Source organism: Vibrio tetraodonis, from assembly GCF_003350295.1.
Lineage (GTDB): Bacteria > Pseudomonadota > Gammaproteobacteria > Enterobacterales > Vibrionaceae > Vibrio > Vibrio tetraodonis.
Genome location: NZ_QLYY01000010.1, coordinates 194,129 through 213,525, shown reverse-complemented (window position 1 = coordinate 213,525; position 19,397 = coordinate 194,129). Strand labels below are relative to the sequence as shown.

The window sequence follows — 19,397 nt, the reverse complement described above, 5'->3', positions numbered from 1 at the left end:
AACCTCTTTAATGGATTTATTTCTCTGCAATCCCATCCAAATGACGAGCCATACTGCTTGTTGGGCCGGTAGCCGACGCCTTCTGATACTCGCTTTAGATGTTTCATAGAGAGCTTGCTCTATCCATTCAAGTTGAATGGCATTAATTACAGACTCATAATTTTTGCCATCTTCAATAGTATCATGAGCTAGAACTAACTCTTCAGCCAACATAGAAAAATCCCCACTAACAAAGTTAGTGGGGATTATCATACGATCCCAGGATCGTTCAAGTCTCTAAACCGATCGGCATTACACATGTTTGTAGGACTTTTCTTTTGCTAGTTTAAGCTGCTTGGTTGAGCTGTGCTAGAAAGGTTTTTTTACGTTCGTTGAAACGAGATACTAGCCCATCGATATCGTCTTGATTGTATTCTTTTAGGCCGCTAGCGACCATTCTTTTGATGCCTTTCCCGACAACTTCGGTTTCTTGCTTAAAATCAAAGTTAAGCGTGACCACTCCACGCTTTCCTTCAACATCAAATGTTGCACCGTTAAACTCTACTTCTGGATTTGAGATATCTAAGCGGGAGAACTCTACTTCCATACTTTCGTAAATCACGAGTGGACGTTGGCAATTAATCATCATCTTTTGTTCTTGCATTAACGGAACCATGATGTGTGGAAAATTCATCCCCGAAAACTGGACGTAGTTTGTTACCACATGCTCGATGAATGCAGGATCACGATTGATATCGCCCTCGCGTGTCATTTGAAGGTACTCTTTACCATTGCAATCGACAACGCTCGCTTGCTTGTTGCATTTATTATCTATGTGGAGAGCAATGCCTTCACCGACCATACCTGAGAAATCAAACCGCATCTTCTGACTGACACCTTCTTTTTTTAGCAGGACAGCGAACAGAAGATCTCCGGGCACACAGAAGCGCTTGTTGTCTTCATCATGAATTGGATTGAAGTCACCAGCGACCACCTTAGCAAAGTGGCTTGCTTGCTGACGGGTGAATTCGAACTGTTTGTCGTTGCTTGAAAAGTAAGGTTTTAAAAACATGAGTTACGCTAATTTGCCAAAACTGAAGTGAATTATATATGAGGTTTTCAATTCAATGGTCCATCCAGTGACAGGTTGCATTTGTTACAATCTCATTTTACGTTGATTAAGGTCATACGTAATGAATTAAAGGTATTTCCGATTATTGTCTATCGAATTCAGGATTACGTTGTTTATAAACAAAATCGGCTGAGCAAATAGCTCAGCCGAAGATCCGTTTATTACTAGTTAAACGCTTGGTAAAATTTTTTCGGGTAGAAGGTGATTGTGAACAGCGAGTAAAAGGAGCTTGTTCGCTTGTTCGATATCTGGTGCAAAATAGCGATCCTTATCATAGAAAGACACTTTTTCCCGCAATATTTGCTTGGCTTCCTCTACTTTAGCTGATGATTTATTCGGCGCTCTAAAATCGAGCCCTTGAGCTGCTGCAAGATATTCAACGGCCAGTATACCACGAGTGTTTTCAGCCATATCACCTAAGCGTCTACTAGCAAAGGTAGCCATAGAAACATGATCTTCCTGATTGGCGGAAGTGGGTAGGCTATCCACAGACGCGGGGTGAGCAAGTGCTTTATTTTCGCTGGCTAAAGCAGCAGATGTGACTTGAGCAATCATAAAGCCAGAGTTAACGCCTCCATTATCGACGAGAAAAGGTGGTAGCTTGCTTAAAGCACTATCGATGAGCAGCGCCATACGTCTTTCAGATAAACTGCCCATCTCTGCGATTGCAAGAGCGAGGTTATCGGCAGCCATAGCTACAGGTTCTGCATGAAAGTTGCCTCCAGAAATAATATCACCGTCATCAGCAAAAACCAAAGGGTTGTCTGATACCGCATTGGCTTCAACTTCTAGAACGTCGGCAGCATTGCGGATCTGCTGTAGGCATGCTCCCATGACTTGTGGTTGACAACGAAGTGAATAGGGGTCTTGTACCTTCTCACAACCTGTATGTGAGTCACCAATTTCGCTACTGACATCTAATAACTCACGGTATGAAAGTGCAGCATCCATTTGGCCACGATGGCCGCGAACTCTATGAATACGTGGATCAAAAGGTCGACGGCTACCTAGCGCCGCTTCAACAGACATAGCACCACATGTGGTTGCAGATGCAAATAAATCTTCGGCAGCAAACAGTCCTTCTAATGCGAAAGCGGTAGAAGCTTGAGTCCCATTAAGTAATGCTAGCCCTTCCTTCGGTGCTAAGGTTATAGGTTCGAGGCCTGCAATTTTCATTGCCTCCAGCCCCGAAATAATTTTACCTTTATGACGAGCTTGACCTTCTCCTAGTAAAATTGTGCTCATATGAGCCAAAGGTGCAAGGTCGCCAGAAGCTCCGACAGATCCTTTTTGTGGTACACAAGGGTAGACTTCAGCATTGATTAGGTCTATCAAGGCTTGTATGACAGATAAACGTATCCCAGAGAACCCGCGTGCGAGACTATTGACTTTTAATACCATCATTAGACGGACTGTTTCATCCGACATTAATTCACCAATGCCAGCTGCGTGTGAAAGAACAATACTTTTTTGTAGGGTTTCAAGATCTTCTGGAGCAATACGAGTATTGGCAAGAAGCCCAAAACCAGTGTTTATTCCATAAACAGTGCGGTTTTCAGCAATGACTTGCTCTACGATTTTGGTGCTTTCTTCAATTGCGGGGATTGCTTCTGCATCGAGAGAAAGTTTTAGTGATGACCGACTTACATGGCGTAGTTGTTTTAAGCTAATGCTGCCTGGTTTTAGCGTTAAGTTAAACATTCTGATATTTCCTTGGTTCAACCTTTATTATTTGAGTTTGCTTAATTCTTCATTAAGCATCGGAAGGTCTAAACCTTGATCCGCTGCGCATTGTTTGGCAATGTCGTAACCTGCATCGGCATGGCGCATAACCCCTGTTGCCGGGTCATTATGTAAAACACGCGCGATGCGTTGAGAAGCATCTTCAGTGCCGTCACAGCAGATCACCATTCCTGAATGTTGTGAAAAGCCCATGCCTACGCCTCCGCCATGGTGGAGAGAAACCCATGTAGCGCCACCAGCAGTGTTAAGAAGAGCATTAAGTAGAGGCCAATCTGATACAGCATCTGAGCCATCCATCATGCCTTCGGTTTCTCTGTTAGGGCTTGCAACTGAACCAGAGTCTAGGTGGTCTCTACCTATCACGATAGGCGCTTTGAGCTCGCCGTTTTTTACCATTTCATTAAAGGCTTGGCCTAAACGTTCTCGGTCCTTTAAACCTACCCAACAAATTCGAGCGGGCAAGCCTTGGAATTGAATACGCTCTCTGGCCATATCTAGCCAATTGTGTAGGTGAGGGTTGTCGGGAATCAGTTCTTTTACCTTCTGATCAGTTTTGTAGATGTCCTCTGGATCTCCTGAAAGGGCAGCCCAGCGGAATGGCCCAATGCCTTCACAAAATAGAGGTCGGATGTAAGCGGGAACGAAACCGGGAAAGTCAAAGGCATTACCAACGCCTTCTTCAAGCGCCATTTGACGGATGTTATTACCATAATCAAGTGTCGCGGCTCCACGCTTTTGAAGCTCTAACATTGCTCTAACTTGGATGGCCATGGACTCTTTGGCTGCTTTGACCACAGTTGCTTGGTCTTTTAGGCGCATTTCTGCTGCGTGGTTCATCGACCAGCCAATGGGTAAGTATCCGTTCAATGGGTCATGAGCAGATGTCTGATCAGTAACAACATCTGGTGTGATGTTACGCTCAACAAGCTCTGGAAAGACATCGGCTGCATTGGCGTGTAAGCCGACGGAAATCGGGTGTTCCGACTCATAAATAATCGCAAGGGCTTCATCCAAACTTGTCGCCTTCTTATCGACGTAACCTGTACGCAAGCGGTAGTCTATGCGTGATTCATCACATTCTACGGCAATCATAGAAAAGCCCGCCATGGTAGCAGCTAGAGGTTGCGCTCCTCCCATACCCCCAAGGCCGCCTGTTAGGACCCAACGATTTTTTGCTTCGCCGCCAAAGTGCTTTTTCGCCACTGAAACAAAAGTTTCGTATGTGCCCTGGACAATGCCTTGTGAACCGATATAAATCCAGCTTCCTGCTGTCATTTGGCCATACATCATCAGGCCTTGTTTATCCAACTCATTAAAATGTTCCCAATTAGCCCAATGAGGAACGAGATTAGAGTTGGCTATTAATACTCTGGGTGCATTTTTATGAGTTGGAAAGACACCAACAGGTTTACCAGATTGAACTAGTAAGGTTTGATCTTCTTCGAGCCTTTCAAGCACTTCTACGATTTTATCGAAACACTCCCAATTGCGAGCTGCGCGTCCGATTCCACCATATACAACCAGCGCGTGAGGATGCTCTGCAACCTCAGGATCGAGATTGTTCATTAACATGCGAAGCGGTGCTTCAGTTAGCCATGACTTTGCTCTGAGTTTTGTCCCTTGTAGGGCTCGAATGGTACGGTTAGTATCGAGGCGTATATCTTCTGATTTACGTTCCGTCATAAGTTAATTCCTTGTGTTTCACTTTATTTATTTGTACGCGACTGACACAAAAGCAGTGCTTCTGTGTACATCAACCGCTAGTATCTATTGGTTATTTTTCAGAAAAAGCGTTAGCTATGTCCCAGCAAAGCCGTGCTGCAAGGCGAGCGGTTTGGCTGTCGACATCATAAGTAGGGTTATATTCAGCAATATCAGCAATCACTAATTTTTTTTTGTAGTGTAAGATTCGGTCAAGGAACAGAGCCATGGTATCCATACTTACGCCTCTGGCAGCCGGTGCACTAACCCCTGGCGCTGTTGCTGCTGGGAATACATCGAGATCGATAGTGAGGTAGATATAGTCACATTTGTCAATAAAGTGCTGCAACTGAGTAAGATGATAAATGTGGTTTAAGTGCGCTAGGTCTTTATCTTCGACAAACCATACTTTGAGGTCTTTAGCTCTTTCAAATAGGGCTTGAGTATTACTCGCACGGCTAACCCCTAAACATGCATAATGGAATGGCCAATTATTTTTGAGGCAATAATCATGGATCTGATTAAATGGAGTTCCTGAGCTAGGCTTGATGTCGGCGTTGTTACTTTCGAAGGCTCTCAAATCGAAGTGCGCGTCGAAGTTGATTATGCCAATTTTAGGCGCTTTGGTAGGGTTAAGGTATTCAAAGTAGCGAGCAAGTCCGAGAAACGATGCCCAAGCTACTTCATGGCCGCCCCCCAATGTAATGACAGGTGTGGAGTGTAAAGCTGCAGCAATGACATCAGCACATTCCGATTGATATTGTTCAAGTAAATCGTCTTCACACACTATGTTACCAAGGTCGATCACGGCACTCTCTTTGTGCCATGCCATATTGGCTAATGCTCGTCGAATTAAGTCTGGGGCTTTGCGGGCGCCAATGCGTCCTTTATTACGAGCAACACCGGCATCACACGCAAATCCTAATATACTCACAGCATTACGGTAGGGCTCTAAATCTTTGACTTGCAGCTGCTTAATAATGTGGTGAACACGTTTGCCTAAAGCACCATCTTCTTGGTCATGGCGACCTTGCCAATGAAACTCTTGATTTGTTATTGGTAGATTAGACATGATCAACTTCTCCATTAATGACTCGAGCTGACAGTCTTGCTATTCCCTGTTGATAGCTAAAATCTGCTGGATGTTCCACATCCCAAATGGTGAGGTCTGCGTCAAATCCATCACGGATCTGGCCTTTAACGTCTCCAAGCCCAAGTGCTTTTGCTGCATTACAGGTTACTCCGCGCAGCGTCTCTTCAGGTGTTAGCCCGAAAAGTGTACACCCCATATTCATCATCATAGTCAAATCTGAGAAAGGTGAGGTGCCAGGGTTCACATCAGTTGCAATCGCCATCGGAATCTTATGCTGACGCAGAAGTGAGATTGGAGGCAGTTGAGTTTCTCTTAAAAAGTAAAAAGCGCCAGGTAATAGAGTTGCTACGGTGTCGGAGTTGGCAAGAATTTCAACTCCTTCCTCGTCCAAGTATTCAATATGATCAGCCGATAGCCCTTTATATTGAGCTGTTAAAGCGGTTCCACCTAAGTTTGATAATTGTTCGGTATGACCTTTGACATCCAAACCATACTGTTTTGCTGCGATAAATACTTTTTCGGTTTGTTCTAAATTAAACCCAATAGATTCGCAGAAAACATCGACACAGGATGCAAGCTTCTCTTCTGCCACTAGCGGAATAATCTCTTGGCATATGAGTTGGATATAATCATCGGCCTTACCTTGATATTCGGGTGGAACAGCATGGGCAGCTAGCAAAGTAGTGACAATGTTAATCTTACGATGATTCTGTAATGTTTTTGCCGCTCTCAGCATTTTTATTTCATCTATTAAAGTCAGCCCATATCCGGATTTGACTTCAACGGTAGTCACTCCTGAACGAATAAGTCCATCAAGACGAGGCAATGCATACTCGACTAGTTCTTCTTGGGTAGCATTTCGAGTGGCTTTGACCGTAGAAAGAATTCCACCGCCTTTTTTTGCTATATCTGAGTAGGGAACACCGTTTAAGCGCATTTCAAACTCATTTGCACGATTTCCTGCGTAAACGAGGTGTGTGTGGCAATCGATAAAGCCAGGTGTAACGAGTTTGTTACCACAGTCGTAAGTTTTGATGTTGGGCGGGAGTCCGTTAGTTAACGCATTCAGTTTACCCGAGCTAATGTATAAATTTTGGGGTTGGGAAATAGAGTAGCCTTGCTCGCCCGGTATCATGGTAACTAGCCTAGCGTTAGTGAGTAACAGCTCTTGATGTTGCTTTTGAGATGTCGAGTTACCATGCATTTTGTTTTCATCCACAGAATTAAATGTATATACAAATATATTAAAAATATAAATTTGATCAACAAGGACATTGAAAAAGTGTGATCGAAAGATTTAAATTTTGTTAATTCAAGATGACTTTGGAACTCAACTTATAGCGAGTACCTGGATGATACAAAAGTGCTGAGCTGACAAGTCGGTTGTCACTCCAAGTTCTTCTGTTGAGTAATAAGCAGGGTTCATTAAGCCCTATTTTTAAAGCACTTCGGACATGATCACATGCAGCTATTGCTTCAACTGTGTGTTCTATTGCATTTAATGGACAGTTATCGGAAAGATATTCGTTGGGTGTGATTTGAGTAAAATCTTGATCAAGGTACCCAGGAGCATAGACGCTGTTGACCCAACGGAGCTCATATTGAATTGGTAAATCGTCTTCTAAATGAATAATCTCGCTATAGAAAACAGGACTGTTCAACATAACGCCAAGTTTTGTTGCAACGGAGTCATCCGCACGTAATGCGATTTGCTGAAGCACTTTACTGGAGTATGTTTTTCCTCGAACTTTGACTTCTTCTGCGATGTTTTGGATATCGAGTAAAGGTGACTCGACTTTATCGTCCGAGGTACAAACGAAGGTACCAAGTCTTGGTTTTCTCTGAAGTTTACCTTCTGCTACCAGATCACGTACTGCTTTGTTGACTGTCATACGACTCACTTTGAATTGCTCAGTCAGCTCTAATTCTGTTGGAATACGATGTCCTACGGGCCACTGTGAAGATTCAATTTTATCACTGATATACTGCTTTATTTGAAGGTATAAAGGTGACCGATTCATTATTTTATAGCTCAATTATATTTGACTATACAAATAGTGATTTATTTTTGAATAAATTGCAACTCTGTTGTTATTTATCCATTGATAGATTGATTATATGAATTGAATGTCTTTCTGATGTATCGATTAAATAAATCACTTGCGGTCAGTTTTCTAAACATGATAATCAAACATAACCATTATCATAAAAAAGGAAACATCATGTTTGGTCAGTTAAAAGCATCATTAGGTATTGGTGCTGCAAAGGTTGATACAGTTCTCGATAGTATGTCTTATGTGCAAGGAGATTCTTTGCATGGGACAGTATATATCCAAGGCGGAGATGTGGACCAACAGGTTGATGCTATTAATTTAAAGCTTTGTACGGAAGTAAAAGTAGAAAATGAAAATGGCACGAGCTACCAGAACTTTACCCTAGGAACTTTGCAGGCTGTACAGCCATTTACGATTCATGCTGGTGAAAATAAGCAAGTGCCATTTCAGTTCAATCTTGATCCTGAAACACCCATCACATCTCTTAATACGGTAAACAATCAATGCCATGTGTGGCTTGAAACCAGTCTTGATATTGACTTTGCTATTGACCCTAAAGATAGAGATTTTTTTGAAATCAACCCCTTACCTGTCGTTGCTAATCTCATTTCTGCAATTGAGAACTCGGGTTTTACCATGGTTAAAGCTGATGTTGAAAAAGGATATTTAAATGGAGGTAACTTTTCATCAAAATCGGGCTGTTATCAAGAGATTGAATTTAGAAATAGCGGCATGATTAACAAAAAAGAAATAGAACTGTCCTTTATATTGGATATGAATACTGTTCACTGTCTAGCAGAGGTTGATCGTTCTTTAAGTTTTCGTGGTGACCAGTATATTTCTTTTTCGCTAGATCGAAATGCAAGTGACTCAGAGATACTCTCAGCAGTAAATCAAATTCTGTCAGTTTAAGGGTGCTCTGATAAGCTGTCGTCTCGGGAACCAAAACGGTAGCGATATCCAATACCGAATGCGATATCGGTACTGTTGTCCGCATTGAACATGTTTTCAATCGCGGTCAATTCTAGTGAGGAGTTGTCCATTTGGTACCGATATCCAAAAGTAAACTCAGTTGAGGGTTTGGAAAATTCATCGTCGCCACTTGATATGCCTTCATGGACTGCCAATTGGCCAATCAGGTGGTGTTTCTCGAAAACCTTATATCGATAGCTGGCTCCAACAGTCCACGTGCTTGGCCGGTAGGGCATTTCTTTGAACACCGTCGGCGTGTTCCGGTATGTAAATGCAAATATGGCATCCAAGGAGTGTTTATTCCGGCGATATCCATAGTTCAACTGGACGGCTTGCTCAAACTCTGAAGACGAAAAAATACCGTGGTTGGTATTGTTGTAATATAGAGATACCCCCACAGACAGGCCATGATGCTCTTTTGTTGTAATTTGATATTGTACATAACTTGTTAAAGCGTGGCTTAAGCTCTCGCCGCGAAAGTCTTCAAGATTAATCCCATACTCTGGTATATCGATAGTGAACTGATCATTGTCTACATCTTCACGACCATTTTGGTCAATGTTAAACCAATCGTGAAACGAGATGGTAAGGCGATCCAGATGGTTATTTCCGGCATAGTTCCATCGGTAATTCATTTCAAACTGCCACTCTTGGTGAAGTTGCCACTTGCCACCAATCGCTATTTGATTTTGGTAATAATCGAGTTTGTACTCTGGTGTTACTGCCCAGATACTTGAGATGGTTCCAGTTCCGAACAACTCCACTTGGCTTTTGTCCATTGAAAAGCCCGATCGAATCTGAGGAGAGAGGCTGTTGGTATGAAATGGAGACTGGGTGTAACTTTGTATCGGACCGTAATCAATGTTTGACGCGTGTCCATAATATGCCAGTACTGCAAGAAGAAAAAAGCAAAACGTCTTTATGCCATTCATGTGACCTGTTCTAATTCTTATTCTACTTCTATAAGATTAGTGTAGCTTGCGGACGTTTGCTTATTTGATTGATTTATTATTAATGATTTTAATAGTCGAACTATAAGTAAAGTTAATTAACTTTGTGTTTTAACGATGGGAAGACTGTCTTTTCACAGCGGATATACTTTTTCAAATCGCTCTAATATAAGCACTGATTCTGGCGTAAAGCTAGCTCCCACTTCTTTTGCATAGCTTTTGAAAAACTCAATATGTGCATCATGCCACCATTGGTAACTCAGATCTCCTTCACCCTCTAGGCGCGCAAACTCTTCCGTCACTTGATTGAAAGGACAAATAGAAACGTCGGTTAGTTTGATAATGCAAACTGGCTCTTGGTGCCAATTTAACACAATACTCAATCTCCCGACTTCTGGTAAGGGCTCACCTTCGATATCGTATGCTTCTTTAAGGCCACATGATGCTGTTTTTATGCCTTGGTTGATGAGTTTTGCGCACTGATTTGCGTTGTACTCATCAGCACAAAAATGTTCAGCAATGGTATCGGTTCTTGTTTCACGTTGGTCGCTTGGAAGAGAGGCTAGATATTGATTAAGAAATGCTTCCTGTTGCGGTGTCATGTATTGTTCCTTTTTTTAACAACTAAAATCCAGTGTATTGGTTAAATTAAGCAGCACTTAGATGAGTAGTGATATACGGCTGCCAAGCATTTTGATAGAGTGCTTTGGATTCAGTTCTCATAGAGCGAATTTGCGCTAATTCGAATTCACTCAAGGTGCGATTTTGAAGTGTCACTTGACGTTCAATCGTTTGGATACTTTCATAAAGGTCATGTTCTGGCCCGTTCTTTACATCAGCAATCGCTTTTAGGTGCAATTGTACTTCTGCAATCAGATTGGTTTTAGGTAACTGAACGAGTATGTTTAAGTCGCGATACCCTGATGCAGTTGGATTTTTAAACCGGTTTTTAGTTTTGACTATGGTTGTTTCGCGGTTCAGTACCTCATAAAGAGAGATCAAACCTTCAATATCATCAGCCACTAAGGTGGCTCTGGCGAGATCTGTGATTCTGTCCACTTGCCCATCGAGTTCGAAGGCTATCTTTTCACTTGCACGATGAGAAGATTTAACCCCTGAAAAATAGGCTTGTGTAGAGGTCAGCATTGCCGCACTTTTACAGATCATTTCAAGTTCAGCTTGAGCTTGATGTGCTTTGCTATACAGAACATCGAAGTCACTGTAAGGTTGAGTTGGTGTGGTCGATGTAGTTTGAATGCTGTATAAACCACTTAGGTTGTGCTTGAACGCTTTTGAGCAAACTTGGTTTTGATCAGTTGAGCAATTTCCCTCTACATTGGATTCGGCTTGAACGGTGGCGAAGGCGGGTGCACGGCTGAGCATTAAAAGCATCAGTGCAGTTGTTCGCAGAAATAAGCTCATTGACTCTCCTTGGATTCATCGCTGCTTGGACATAAGAAAAAGAAAAAGGTTAACGTCTCCAAAAAAGCATTTATCCTATGTATCTAGATGTGGTGTCAGTGTGACAAAAACAATGAATACTCAAAGTATTAGTAAAATTAGTTGAAATAAATCACACTTAATATTAATTGCTTACATCAACACATTCCATTTAACGTACCACAAGTATAATTGTTCAACCTGAACCTAATCTGAACAGATGATGCAGCAAAAAAAGTACCGCTGTAAAAGAGTTTCAGATAGGCTAAGGAGGTTGAAAATCATGAGAGGGAAGGGGATGAAAGATCCAGAGTTTTGGCATAGTCGATGGGCGGCAAATAAAATTGGTTTTCATCTGCAAGATGTCAATCCGTTGCTTGTTGAGTTCTGGCCAGCGACTAACCCAAGTCGATCTGATCGAGTGTTTGTGCCTTTGTGTGGTAAAACTGAAGATTTAGTATGGCTTGCTACTAAACACACACATATTCAGGGCGTTGAATTAAGTGAAATTGCAGTCCGTTCTTTTTTTGCAGAGCACTTCTATACACCTATGGTGACGTCAGTCAATGGTCAGCACGATTTATATCAATTTGATGAGCTATCCATTTATACTGGCGACATTTTTACTGCCCCAATAGAGCCAGCGGATATCATTTACGATCGTGCAGCCTTGGTAGCATTACCTGAGTCAATGAGGCTTGAGTATGCAGAGCGGATAAAAGGTCTACTCAGAATCGGGGGCCGTCTACTACTGATTACTACCGAATACCAACAGGAAGAAATGTTGGGCCCACCATTTTCAGTCACGGAGCATGAGGTCAAAAGACTGTTTTCAGAATTTAAAATCTCAAAGCTTCACAGAGATGAAGCCGAATTATCACACCCAAGAGTTGTAAAACATGGACTTTCTAGGTTTGCTGAAGAAGTGTATTTTATAGAAAGTTAAAATATGAATTTTTATCAAATGAGTCATATAAGTCTATGGCTCACTTGATAGTTCATTCGTTAAAAAAGAAAAATATCGTTAAATTTAAAGATTAAACTATGAGTAGCAACTAATCTTATTTCTAATACAATAAAGTATATACAATTCCTTACACTGTTCATCGGAATGAATAATCTATATTTTTATAATAATATAGATTTGTTCGTATGTGACCTAAGATGTTAAATAATTGTTGATAGATGTTTTTTCCAAGTATATTTTGACTGAAACAGCAATGTATATTAGAGAAAACAGTGATGATTAAATATCTTAACCGACTTATTATACTAATTATGTTAGTGTTTTCTACTCAACAGGCCTATTCCAAAGACGATAAGAGTAGTCTTGATATAGATAGGTGTACTCTATTTGGATATGAAAATGAGTATCCAGATCAATGTAGTTATTATTTCCTCGATTTAGTTAACATTTCTTTTACTGAAAGACAAATATTTACGAAAAAGATATTAGGTATTGGCTTTAGCTCTCCGTATACCCTAATCACAAGCCCAAAAAACATAAGTCTTCGCCAAATATATATAATGGAAGAAAGAGATTTAGATTATATTGGTAGTATTGTTAATCAAAGGGTTCACAAGATATTAAAAGCAGAACGAGTAAGTACAAACGTTAACAATTCACAAATTATCGAATTTGCATTTCATCGAAGGTTTTCTATTGGTAGAGATAGTAAAGGACATACAAACTTAAAATTTAAAGTTAGATACTATAGAAAGTCTCCATACTTTTATAAGTTTGGTGATAAAGATAAATTTGTCGAAATTATACTAGATGAAGGTGCTGGGCTTAATATGGGAGATGAAGAGGATATCTATTCATCTTGGAAAAAAAATAGTCATACCAGTTATGTTTATCGAGAGTATATAGATTCAGCAAGTATTGACATTAGAGTTAATGAGAGTGAGCGATTAGATAATGGTGATATTTACCTGAATGATCTCGAGCCAAAGATGCAAGATCAGACAGATACTCGGATAGAAAAAGAAACGACCTCTTCCATAAAACTTGGGCTGGGTCTCGCTCCAAAGCTACCGATTCAAAACATTGAATATCGTCTTACTAACAAATATCAAATCAACAGTAGCAAACAATTTGGCTTAAAAACCGAAGCTCACAGAGATGGATACCAGCTTAAATATCTCAATAATACTTACGGATCGCATTTAAACCCTGAACAAGGATTTTGTAGTTTGGGTACAGCAGACGGTTGGTGTTGGGATTGGGCTACATCAATGGATAAGCCATGGGATTTCAGTAAGCTTAAGGACAGAAATCCACTTTCTTTACAGGGTTTACGTCCCGACTTTGTGGCTAAAATTGCGGCCAAACCTCAGGTGACAGGCTTTTCAACTATTAATATACGATCAAAAGTAAATACACTTGCTTTGTTTGGTCAAAATCGTATGTTTCTTGGTCGGAGATACATCATTTCTAATGAGTTATTTTCATCAGGTAGGCATCACAGTTGGAGAGAAGATCGTAATTTTGAACAACGAGAATACAGTGACGATTTCACTATATTGGTAGATTGGGATAGTCCATGGTTTCTTGGGAGTGACGCTGTAACAATTAAATCTGTCTACTTGAGTCAAGACGATGCTATGTGTCTGACGGTTGAACCAAATTACCAGCTGTCATTTAAACGATGTGTCGAAGGAAGTAAGTCGCAAGCCTTTGTTTATGATCAAGAGAAACGTTATCGTAGTGTCGCCGATCTTGGACTCTGTCTTGATACGTCAGATGAACAACTCAGTCTAAGTGATCAGTGCAGTGATGATTACGCTCCCAATACTCAGGTGTGGTATTGGCAAGAGCCTGATCGATTTACTAACGATGTCTTGTTTACCATCAATGCAGATCAGTCAATCAGCTTAATTGATGCATCCCAGGGTGAGCCTAGTGTACTCAAGGTAAATTATGATGAAGCTAAGCCTAACGGGACACAGTTCACCAGTCGATTTGCTGATTTTGGTACCGCTACTTGTTTGTGCAGCACCACTGAATAACAAATAGTAGGTGAGACAGCAAAAGCGATCGATTCAAACTCAATAGATAAGTATTTGTTGGGTTTGGATTTGACATGCATATAATTCGTGCCACCTCTGTCTGCGCCTTTGGTTTTCTTGTACCAATGGAATCACGTTAACTTTCCAGTGACTGAAATAAATTGAGTTTATAATTTAAATTATATTTATATCATTAATATCGACTGGTGAAGTGACTTAATGAAGTTTGACCCTGATAATTCGATAAAGATCCCCATTAAAACGCTTACTGTTGGGATGTTTGTTACCGCTATTGAAGATAGTGAGCGTGTGCATCTTGCCAATGCCGGAAGGGTGTCGTCAAAGAAAGCAATACAACAGTTAGAAAGTAGTGGGATTAAATTCGCTTGGGTGGATCAGAGCCTTTCTATTGAAGGCAGCGTATTTAAACCAGTTGGTGATGGTTTGTCCGATAATACTCCTCGCATGATAACAACGGCTAAACGCAAGTTATCGAGTCGTAAGGTAAGGCAGTCGACAGCGGCTAAGATAATCCGTGACGCAAAAGAATTAGCTAATAAGCTTTTGCATGATACTTTTGATGATACCGCGCTTATTGTACCTGATCTTGAACGTTGGGCTGAAGACTTGATTAGTGAAGCGCTCGACGATACGGATGCTCTTCATTGTGTGTCTGCGCTAAGAAACAAGGATGAGTATCTACTTGAGCACTCAGTTAATGTCGCTACCTTGCTGGTGACATTTGGTAAGTTCTTAGAGTTACCAAGTGATATGCTTAAGGAGATGGCCATAGGCGGTATTATTCATGATGTTGGTAAAATAAAAGTCGATGATAAGGTTTTACATAAGAAAGGAAAACTGACGCCGGAAGAGTTTGAGCATATGAAGCTCCACCAAGTGTATGCCGAACAAATTATTTCCGAAGTGTCAGGGATCAGCCCCATCAGTCGTGATGTTTGTTTGATGCATCATGAAAAGCTTGATGGAAAAGGCTATCCTAATGGGCTGAAAGGAGATGAAATCCCGTTGCATGGTCGCATGAGTTGCATTGTGGATATATATGATGCACTGACTGCAGATCGATGTTACAAAGAAGGCATGAGTTCGGCTGATGCATTCAAGGTTTTACTCTCTCTGACCCCTTTTCACCTCGACAAAGACTTGGTTTATAAGTTCATAAACTGCGTTGGTGTATATCCTGTTGGTGCAATTGTTGAGTTAAACGATGGAAAAGTAGGAATTGTTTGGACATCGAATGTGAGTGATCCTTTAAAACCGGAAGTGAAGTGCTTTTACTCGCGCAAGTATAAAAGATTTATTGATGTTAAGTTCATTGACTTAAAGGATAAACGTTACAAAATTGAAAAGGCAATCGCACCATGCGATTTGGAGATTGATGCCAGTTCATTCTTTGATGTTTGATTAATTAGACAAAGGTGGTTTTTATCCACCTCTATCCTTTATATATCAGAGGCCTAAATAGCTTAATGGAATGTCGGGATCGATACTGTCCAAAGTAGATTGTGTTGTATCTAAATGACTGCACGAGCCTTCCAGTTTTTCTGTCAATGCAACTGATTCTATCTGACTAAACGACTTTCCATCTAGTAGGAGCTGACAAAGTGCGACTTGAAGCGGGGGCAAGCTAGGATTGAAAGCGGCATTCTCAGCGTAGGCGCCTTGGTAAATTTTGCCATTTTTAATCTTGATGCTGACTCCACTATGATTCTTTGTGTATGGTGCGTAGCTTTTATTTAGCGCAGCAACAGCCGATGCAATCATTTCATCATTGTGTTCAGATACAAGTTGGTGATCAGTGTCAGCCATTAAACCAGAAGTCACTCCAAGATCTCCGGGGCCAAAAGAATCGGGCAAATAGCTTTGGAGTGGTTTCTCACTTAGAGCCGGTAGCTGAATCATAAGCCTATCAGCGGTGATTAGTTCATTCATAAACTGGCGGCAATGACCGCAAGGGCTATAGTTAATGGTGATATCTAAAATGCCTTTCTCACCCTTCATCCATGCATGGCTGATGGCAGACTGTTCAGCGTGTACGGTCTGGCCAAGTTGAGTTCCTGAAATTTCTAGGTTTGCGCCGAAATACAAGCGTCCAGATAAGCCTCGAGCAATCGCCCCAACATAAAAATTTGATATCGAAGCATGAGCATAGGCAGCGGCAAAAGGGAGTAAGGCGACTCTCAAATCTTGATCAGCAAGTCCCGATAAATCCAAAAGCTTACAATATTGTTCTTTTGATAGAGTGGCATCAAAGTTTTCAGCCAATAGAATAGGAGATAGGAAGTCTGCAATGCTTGCAGGTGTCTCTGCGAGTGCATGTTCAATGCGGCTTCTCATTATAAATCCTTGTGATGACATTGTTAAGCATCTCTGTGCCACACGCTCTTTATCAATGTGGCGAATTTTGATGCGGCAGACCATTTTATGCCAAGAGGAGAATTTTACTGTGATAAAGATCATCATTGTAAGTGTAATATATATGCAAAATTACACCATTTGGGTGATCTCACACAGGATAACGATTGCGCAAATATAAACAATGTTTGATTTGAGATTGATACAATTTAAAGATTCATAACCAAATCTATGCCGTTAGCCAGATCGCTAGTGCAAAAAATATTGGTGAGATAATAGATGTTATGACACCCGATAGAACCAAGGCTAGGGAACTAAAAGCGGCATCCTGACCATCTTTTTCAGCGCAGGTTGCGGTGCCAAGTGCATGGGATACCGTGCCCATTGTAAGTCCTTTCGCAATAGGGTGAGTAATGTTAAGCAGCCCATAGATTGGATATGCACAAATGGCTCCAAATAAACCCGCCAACATAACTAAGATAGCAGCGATAGATGGTTCTCCACCAAGATGACTTGAGATTTCCATTGCGATAGGAGTGGTGACTGATTTACCAAGTAGGCTGGCGACTAGACTCAGATCAGCTTTTAGATAGGAAGCGATAAGTGTAGTCGTAAACATAGACATAACGCTGCCTACAACACATGACAGCATAATAATACGCCAATTAGAACGTATCTGAGGTAGCTGCTCATATAAAGGGTAAGCGAGTGCGACTACAGCAGGTTGAAGTAGATAGTTAATCCATTGATTTCCCAAATAGTAAGTATCAAAAGACACATTGAAATAAATAAGGCAAGGTATGATGACAACAAGGCTGATCAATAGTGGGTTCATCAATGGATTTCTTACTTTTTGGCTAATCCATCGGGCTGATAAAAATACGGCCAAGGTTAAGATTAACCACATTATTTGTTGCCCTCTTTGAGCATGCGATCAAGCATCAAGCCCAATGTGATGAGTACAATGAAACTGCCGCCAATAACACTGGCAAGTACAGGAAATACATTGGCATAAAGCATATCGAAATGCTCCATTAAACCAACACTGACTGGGACAAATAGCAACACCATATAGCGAATGAACAAAGTGGCGCTAGGACGCACCCATTCAGAGGGAACGATTCCACTACTGAGAAGTACAAAAAGAATTAGCATGCCTATAATGCTACTGGGTATGGAAGTACCAAGCAGGGATTGAACCCCATTACCTATGAGCAAGCACAGAAAGATCAACCCCATGGAGACGACATATTTGAGAATTGTTGCTGTCATGATGAGTTCCGCCTAACAATTACAACTTAACTATAAACACAAATAGACTAGAGGCTATTGTCTAGTGTATTTGCTGATTTTGCATGCCTGAGTGATTGTAATAGTGTAGTGGCCTGCATTTCGTTAGGGTTCAGATAGTAAGTGCTTTAAGAGACTAACTTCTCAACGTACTTATAGATAGATTTTAAAATAACAAGTTTGCTTTCGTTATCTTCATATTCGTGAACTAAGTTTTCCAAATTGAGCATGTAGTCTTCAATGTGGTTGGCAAAATAATCTTGGCAGTGACTTGCCCATCGACGTTGTTCACTTTCACTCAGAGTTGAAGGGAAGTTTCTTGCTCGGTAGCGAAACAAGAGTGGGGCAATACGTTTATCGTTAAAAGAGATGTCTAACAAAGCCAATTTCTCTGCGTCTGCCTCTTTAATAATGTTCATTGAGCTGCGGTCTGCAGGCGAGAAAAACCCATCATATAGCTGTGAATCTACGTTGTGACTTGCTTCGTACTCTCGTTCTTCTGAATAAAGCGCAACCAGTTTCTCTCTAATCTCAGGATTTCGTTTGATAAGTTCAAGATTTTTCAGGCACTGCTCACGGTTGATACCTATGATTTCTGCGTTCTCAGCCGTCAGTGTTTTTGCTGGGGCAAGAATAGGGCATTTGTTTAGATGTATCAGTTTAATGGGTACAGGGAGCTCATCTGGGCCGAGCTCTGAGTGTTTAGTGTATAGTCGCTGATTTAACTGCCCGGTATCAAGCTCAAAAAGTGGCTGAGGATCTTTAGCTAAGTCGACTACAATCAGTGCATTTTGATTGGTTGGATGCCATGCTAATGGCACGACCCAACTTGTATATTGACACTCACGTCCAAACATACCAGAGACATGCATCAGTGGTGTCATATTAACAATGTCAACCAGTTCATTGAGCTTACGCTTATGGCGCATATTTAAAAAGTAATCAAACAGTTTAGGTTGGGCGGCTTTTATCTTTTTGGCCATTTCAATGGTCGCGATAACATCTGCCATTGCATCGTGGGCGTTTTCGTGTTCTATACCGTTAGCGACGGAAAGGTGTTCGAGTTTAAAGCTAGTAAAACCCTCTTCATTTTCTGGCCAGTTTATTCCTTCTGGCCGAAGTGCATGGCAGGCCCGCATAACATCAAGTAAGTCCCAACGTGAATTGCCGTTTTGCCAGCTCCAAGCATAAGGGTCGATGAAGTTACGGTAACAGGTATAGCGAGTGACTTCATCATCAAATCGGATATTGTTGTAACCTAGACTAGTGGTATTGGGAACCGATAGCTGACGGTGAATTTGAGCAATAAACTCTGGTTCAGGCAAACCTTGTTGAACTGCTGTTTGGGGCGTAATACCCGTGATTAGGGCTGCTTCCGGTGAAGGCAAATAATCTGAAGGAGGTTGACAGTAAATAACCAGAGGCTCACCAACAATATTGAAGTCCATATCAGTGCGAATGCCTGCAAACTGACATGGCCTATCGAGAGCAGGGCTGGTTCCCCATGTCTCATAATCGAAAAAGAAAAATGTTGGTTGTTCTTTGTTACTCATTGGCTTATCGCTCTATCTTTGTGATTTTTCACCATGAGCATTGTATATCAGTTCCTAAGCGAAGGAAGCTGTTTTCTCAGTAAGTGGAGGATTAATTGAATTTAG

At 41.2% G+C, this 19,397-nt stretch carries 18 protein-coding genes; 4 read left to right on the top strand and 14 right to left on the bottom strand.

What is annotated here, in order from left to right; genetic code table 11:
* The 7 genes from DPF90_RS08130 to hutC all read right to left on the bottom strand — a co-directional run.
* Positions 1-213, bottom strand: a 213-nt coding sequence (locus DPF90_RS08130; protein WP_205395177.1) for a transposase domain-containing protein, incomplete at its 3' end; no start/stop codon positions are given.
* Between the two features lie 112 nt (positions 214-325).
* Positions 326-1,051: a DUF3581 domain-containing protein gene (locus DPF90_RS08125; protein WP_114785835.1), complete on the bottom strand. Its 726-nt coding sequence runs from the start codon at positions 1,049-1,051 to the stop codon at positions 326-328.
* 228 nt (positions 1,052-1,279) lie between these two features.
* A complete protein-coding gene (gene hutH, locus DPF90_RS08120; protein WP_114785834.1) occupies positions 1,280-2,812 on the bottom strand; it encodes a histidine ammonia-lyase in 1,533 nt (510 codons plus the stop codon).
* 27 nt (positions 2,813-2,839) lie between these two features.
* Positions 2,840-4,537, bottom strand: a complete 1,698-nt coding sequence (gene hutU, locus DPF90_RS08115; protein ID WP_114785833.1) for a urocanate hydratase — start codon at positions 4,535-4,537, stop codon at positions 2,840-2,842.
* A 91-nt stretch (positions 4,538-4,628) separates the two neighbouring features.
* Positions 4,629-5,627, bottom strand: a complete 999-nt coding sequence (gene hutG / locus DPF90_RS08110; protein ID WP_114785832.1) for a formimidoylglutamase — start codon at positions 5,625-5,627, stop codon at positions 4,629-4,631.
* Entirely contained in the window at positions 5,620-6,852 is a 1,233-nt protein-coding gene (gene hutI / locus DPF90_RS08105; RefSeq protein ID WP_114785831.1) for an imidazolonepropionase, read from the bottom strand. Before hutI ends, hutG begins: the two co-directional genes overlap by 8 nt.
* Before the next feature lie 103 nt (positions 6,853-6,955).
* Complete coding sequence (gene hutC / locus DPF90_RS08100; RefSeq protein WP_114785830.1) at positions 6,956-7,669, bottom strand: histidine utilization repressor; 714 nt, start codon at positions 7,667-7,669, stop codon at positions 6,956-6,958.
* Positions 7,670-7,870: 201 nt separating this feature from the next.
* Here hutC and DPF90_RS08095 point away from each other — a divergent pair, with 201 nt between their 5' ends.
* The gene (locus tag DPF90_RS08095; protein ID WP_114785829.1) at positions 7,871-8,614 is read left to right on the top strand and encodes a sporulation protein; all 744 of its coding nucleotides are present in this window, start codon (positions 7,871-7,873) and stop codon (positions 8,612-8,614) included.
* On the opposite strand, the gene DPF90_RS08090 is transcribed toward DPF90_RS08095, so the two are convergent.
* The 3 genes from DPF90_RS08090 to DPF90_RS08080 form a co-directional block, all read right to left on the bottom strand.
* Positions 8,611-9,606, bottom strand: coding sequence for a DUF3187 family protein (locus DPF90_RS08090; RefSeq protein WP_114785828.1), 996 nt, complete (start codon positions 9,604-9,606; stop codon positions 8,611-8,613). The genes DPF90_RS08095 and DPF90_RS08090 overlap by 4 nt on opposite strands.
* Before the next feature lie 152 nt (positions 9,607-9,758).
* Positions 9,759-10,226: an ASCH domain-containing protein gene (locus DPF90_RS08085; RefSeq protein WP_114785827.1), complete on the bottom strand. Its 468-nt coding sequence runs from the start codon at positions 10,224-10,226 to the stop codon at positions 9,759-9,761.
* A 46-nt stretch (positions 10,227-10,272) separates the two neighbouring features.
* Positions 10,273-11,046, bottom strand: coding sequence for a nucleotidyltransferase family protein (locus DPF90_RS08080; protein ID WP_114785826.1), 774 nt, complete (start codon positions 11,044-11,046; stop codon positions 10,273-10,275).
* A 316-nt stretch (positions 11,047-11,362) separates the two neighbouring features.
* On the opposite strand from DPF90_RS08080, the gene DPF90_RS08075 reads away from it, so the two are divergent.
* The 3 genes from DPF90_RS08075 to DPF90_RS08065 all read left to right on the top strand — a co-directional run bounded on the left by DPF90_RS08075 (position 11,363) and on the right by DPF90_RS08065 (position 15,498).
* Positions 11,363-12,010: a thiopurine S-methyltransferase gene (locus DPF90_RS08075; protein WP_114785825.1), complete on the top strand. Its 648-nt coding sequence runs from the start codon at positions 11,363-11,365 to the stop codon at positions 12,008-12,010.
* Positions 12,011-12,591: 581 nt separating this feature from the next.
* On the top strand, positions 12,592-14,076 hold the full coding sequence (locus tag DPF90_RS08070; protein WP_162813999.1) for an RICIN domain-containing protein: 1,485 nt from the start codon (positions 12,592-12,594) through the stop codon (positions 14,074-14,076).
* Positions 14,077-14,295: 219 nt separating this feature from the next.
* Complete coding sequence (locus DPF90_RS08065) at positions 14,296-15,498, top strand: cyclic di-GMP phosphodiesterase (RefSeq protein WP_114785823.1); 1,203 nt, start codon at positions 14,296-14,298, stop codon at positions 15,496-15,498.
* A 45-nt stretch (positions 15,499-15,543) separates the two neighbouring features.
* Here DPF90_RS08065 and cdd read toward each other — a convergent pair whose 3' ends face one another.
* The 4 genes from cdd to sbcB form a co-directional block, all read right to left on the bottom strand.
* A complete protein-coding gene (cdd, locus tag DPF90_RS08060) occupies positions 15,544-16,431 on the bottom strand; it encodes a cytidine deaminase (protein WP_114785822.1) in 888 nt (295 codons plus the stop codon).
* 247 nt (positions 16,432-16,678) lie between these two features.
* A complete protein-coding gene (locus DPF90_RS08055; protein WP_114785821.1) occupies positions 16,679-17,356 on the bottom strand; it encodes a CidB/LrgB family autolysis modulator in 678 nt (225 codons plus the stop codon).
* A complete protein-coding gene (locus tag DPF90_RS08050; RefSeq protein WP_114785820.1) occupies positions 17,356-17,721 on the bottom strand; it encodes a CidA/LrgA family protein in 366 nt (121 codons plus the stop codon). The genes DPF90_RS08055 and DPF90_RS08050 overlap by 1 nt, the downstream gene beginning before the upstream one ends.
* 146 nt (positions 17,722-17,867) lie before the next feature.
* Positions 17,868-19,292 carry an exodeoxyribonuclease I gene (sbcB, locus tag DPF90_RS08045; RefSeq protein WP_114785819.1) on the bottom strand — a complete coding sequence of 475 codons (1,425 nt, stop codon included), beginning with the start codon at positions 19,290-19,292 and terminating at the stop codon, positions 17,868-17,870.
* Between the last annotated feature and the right edge of the window lie 105 nt (positions 19,293-19,397).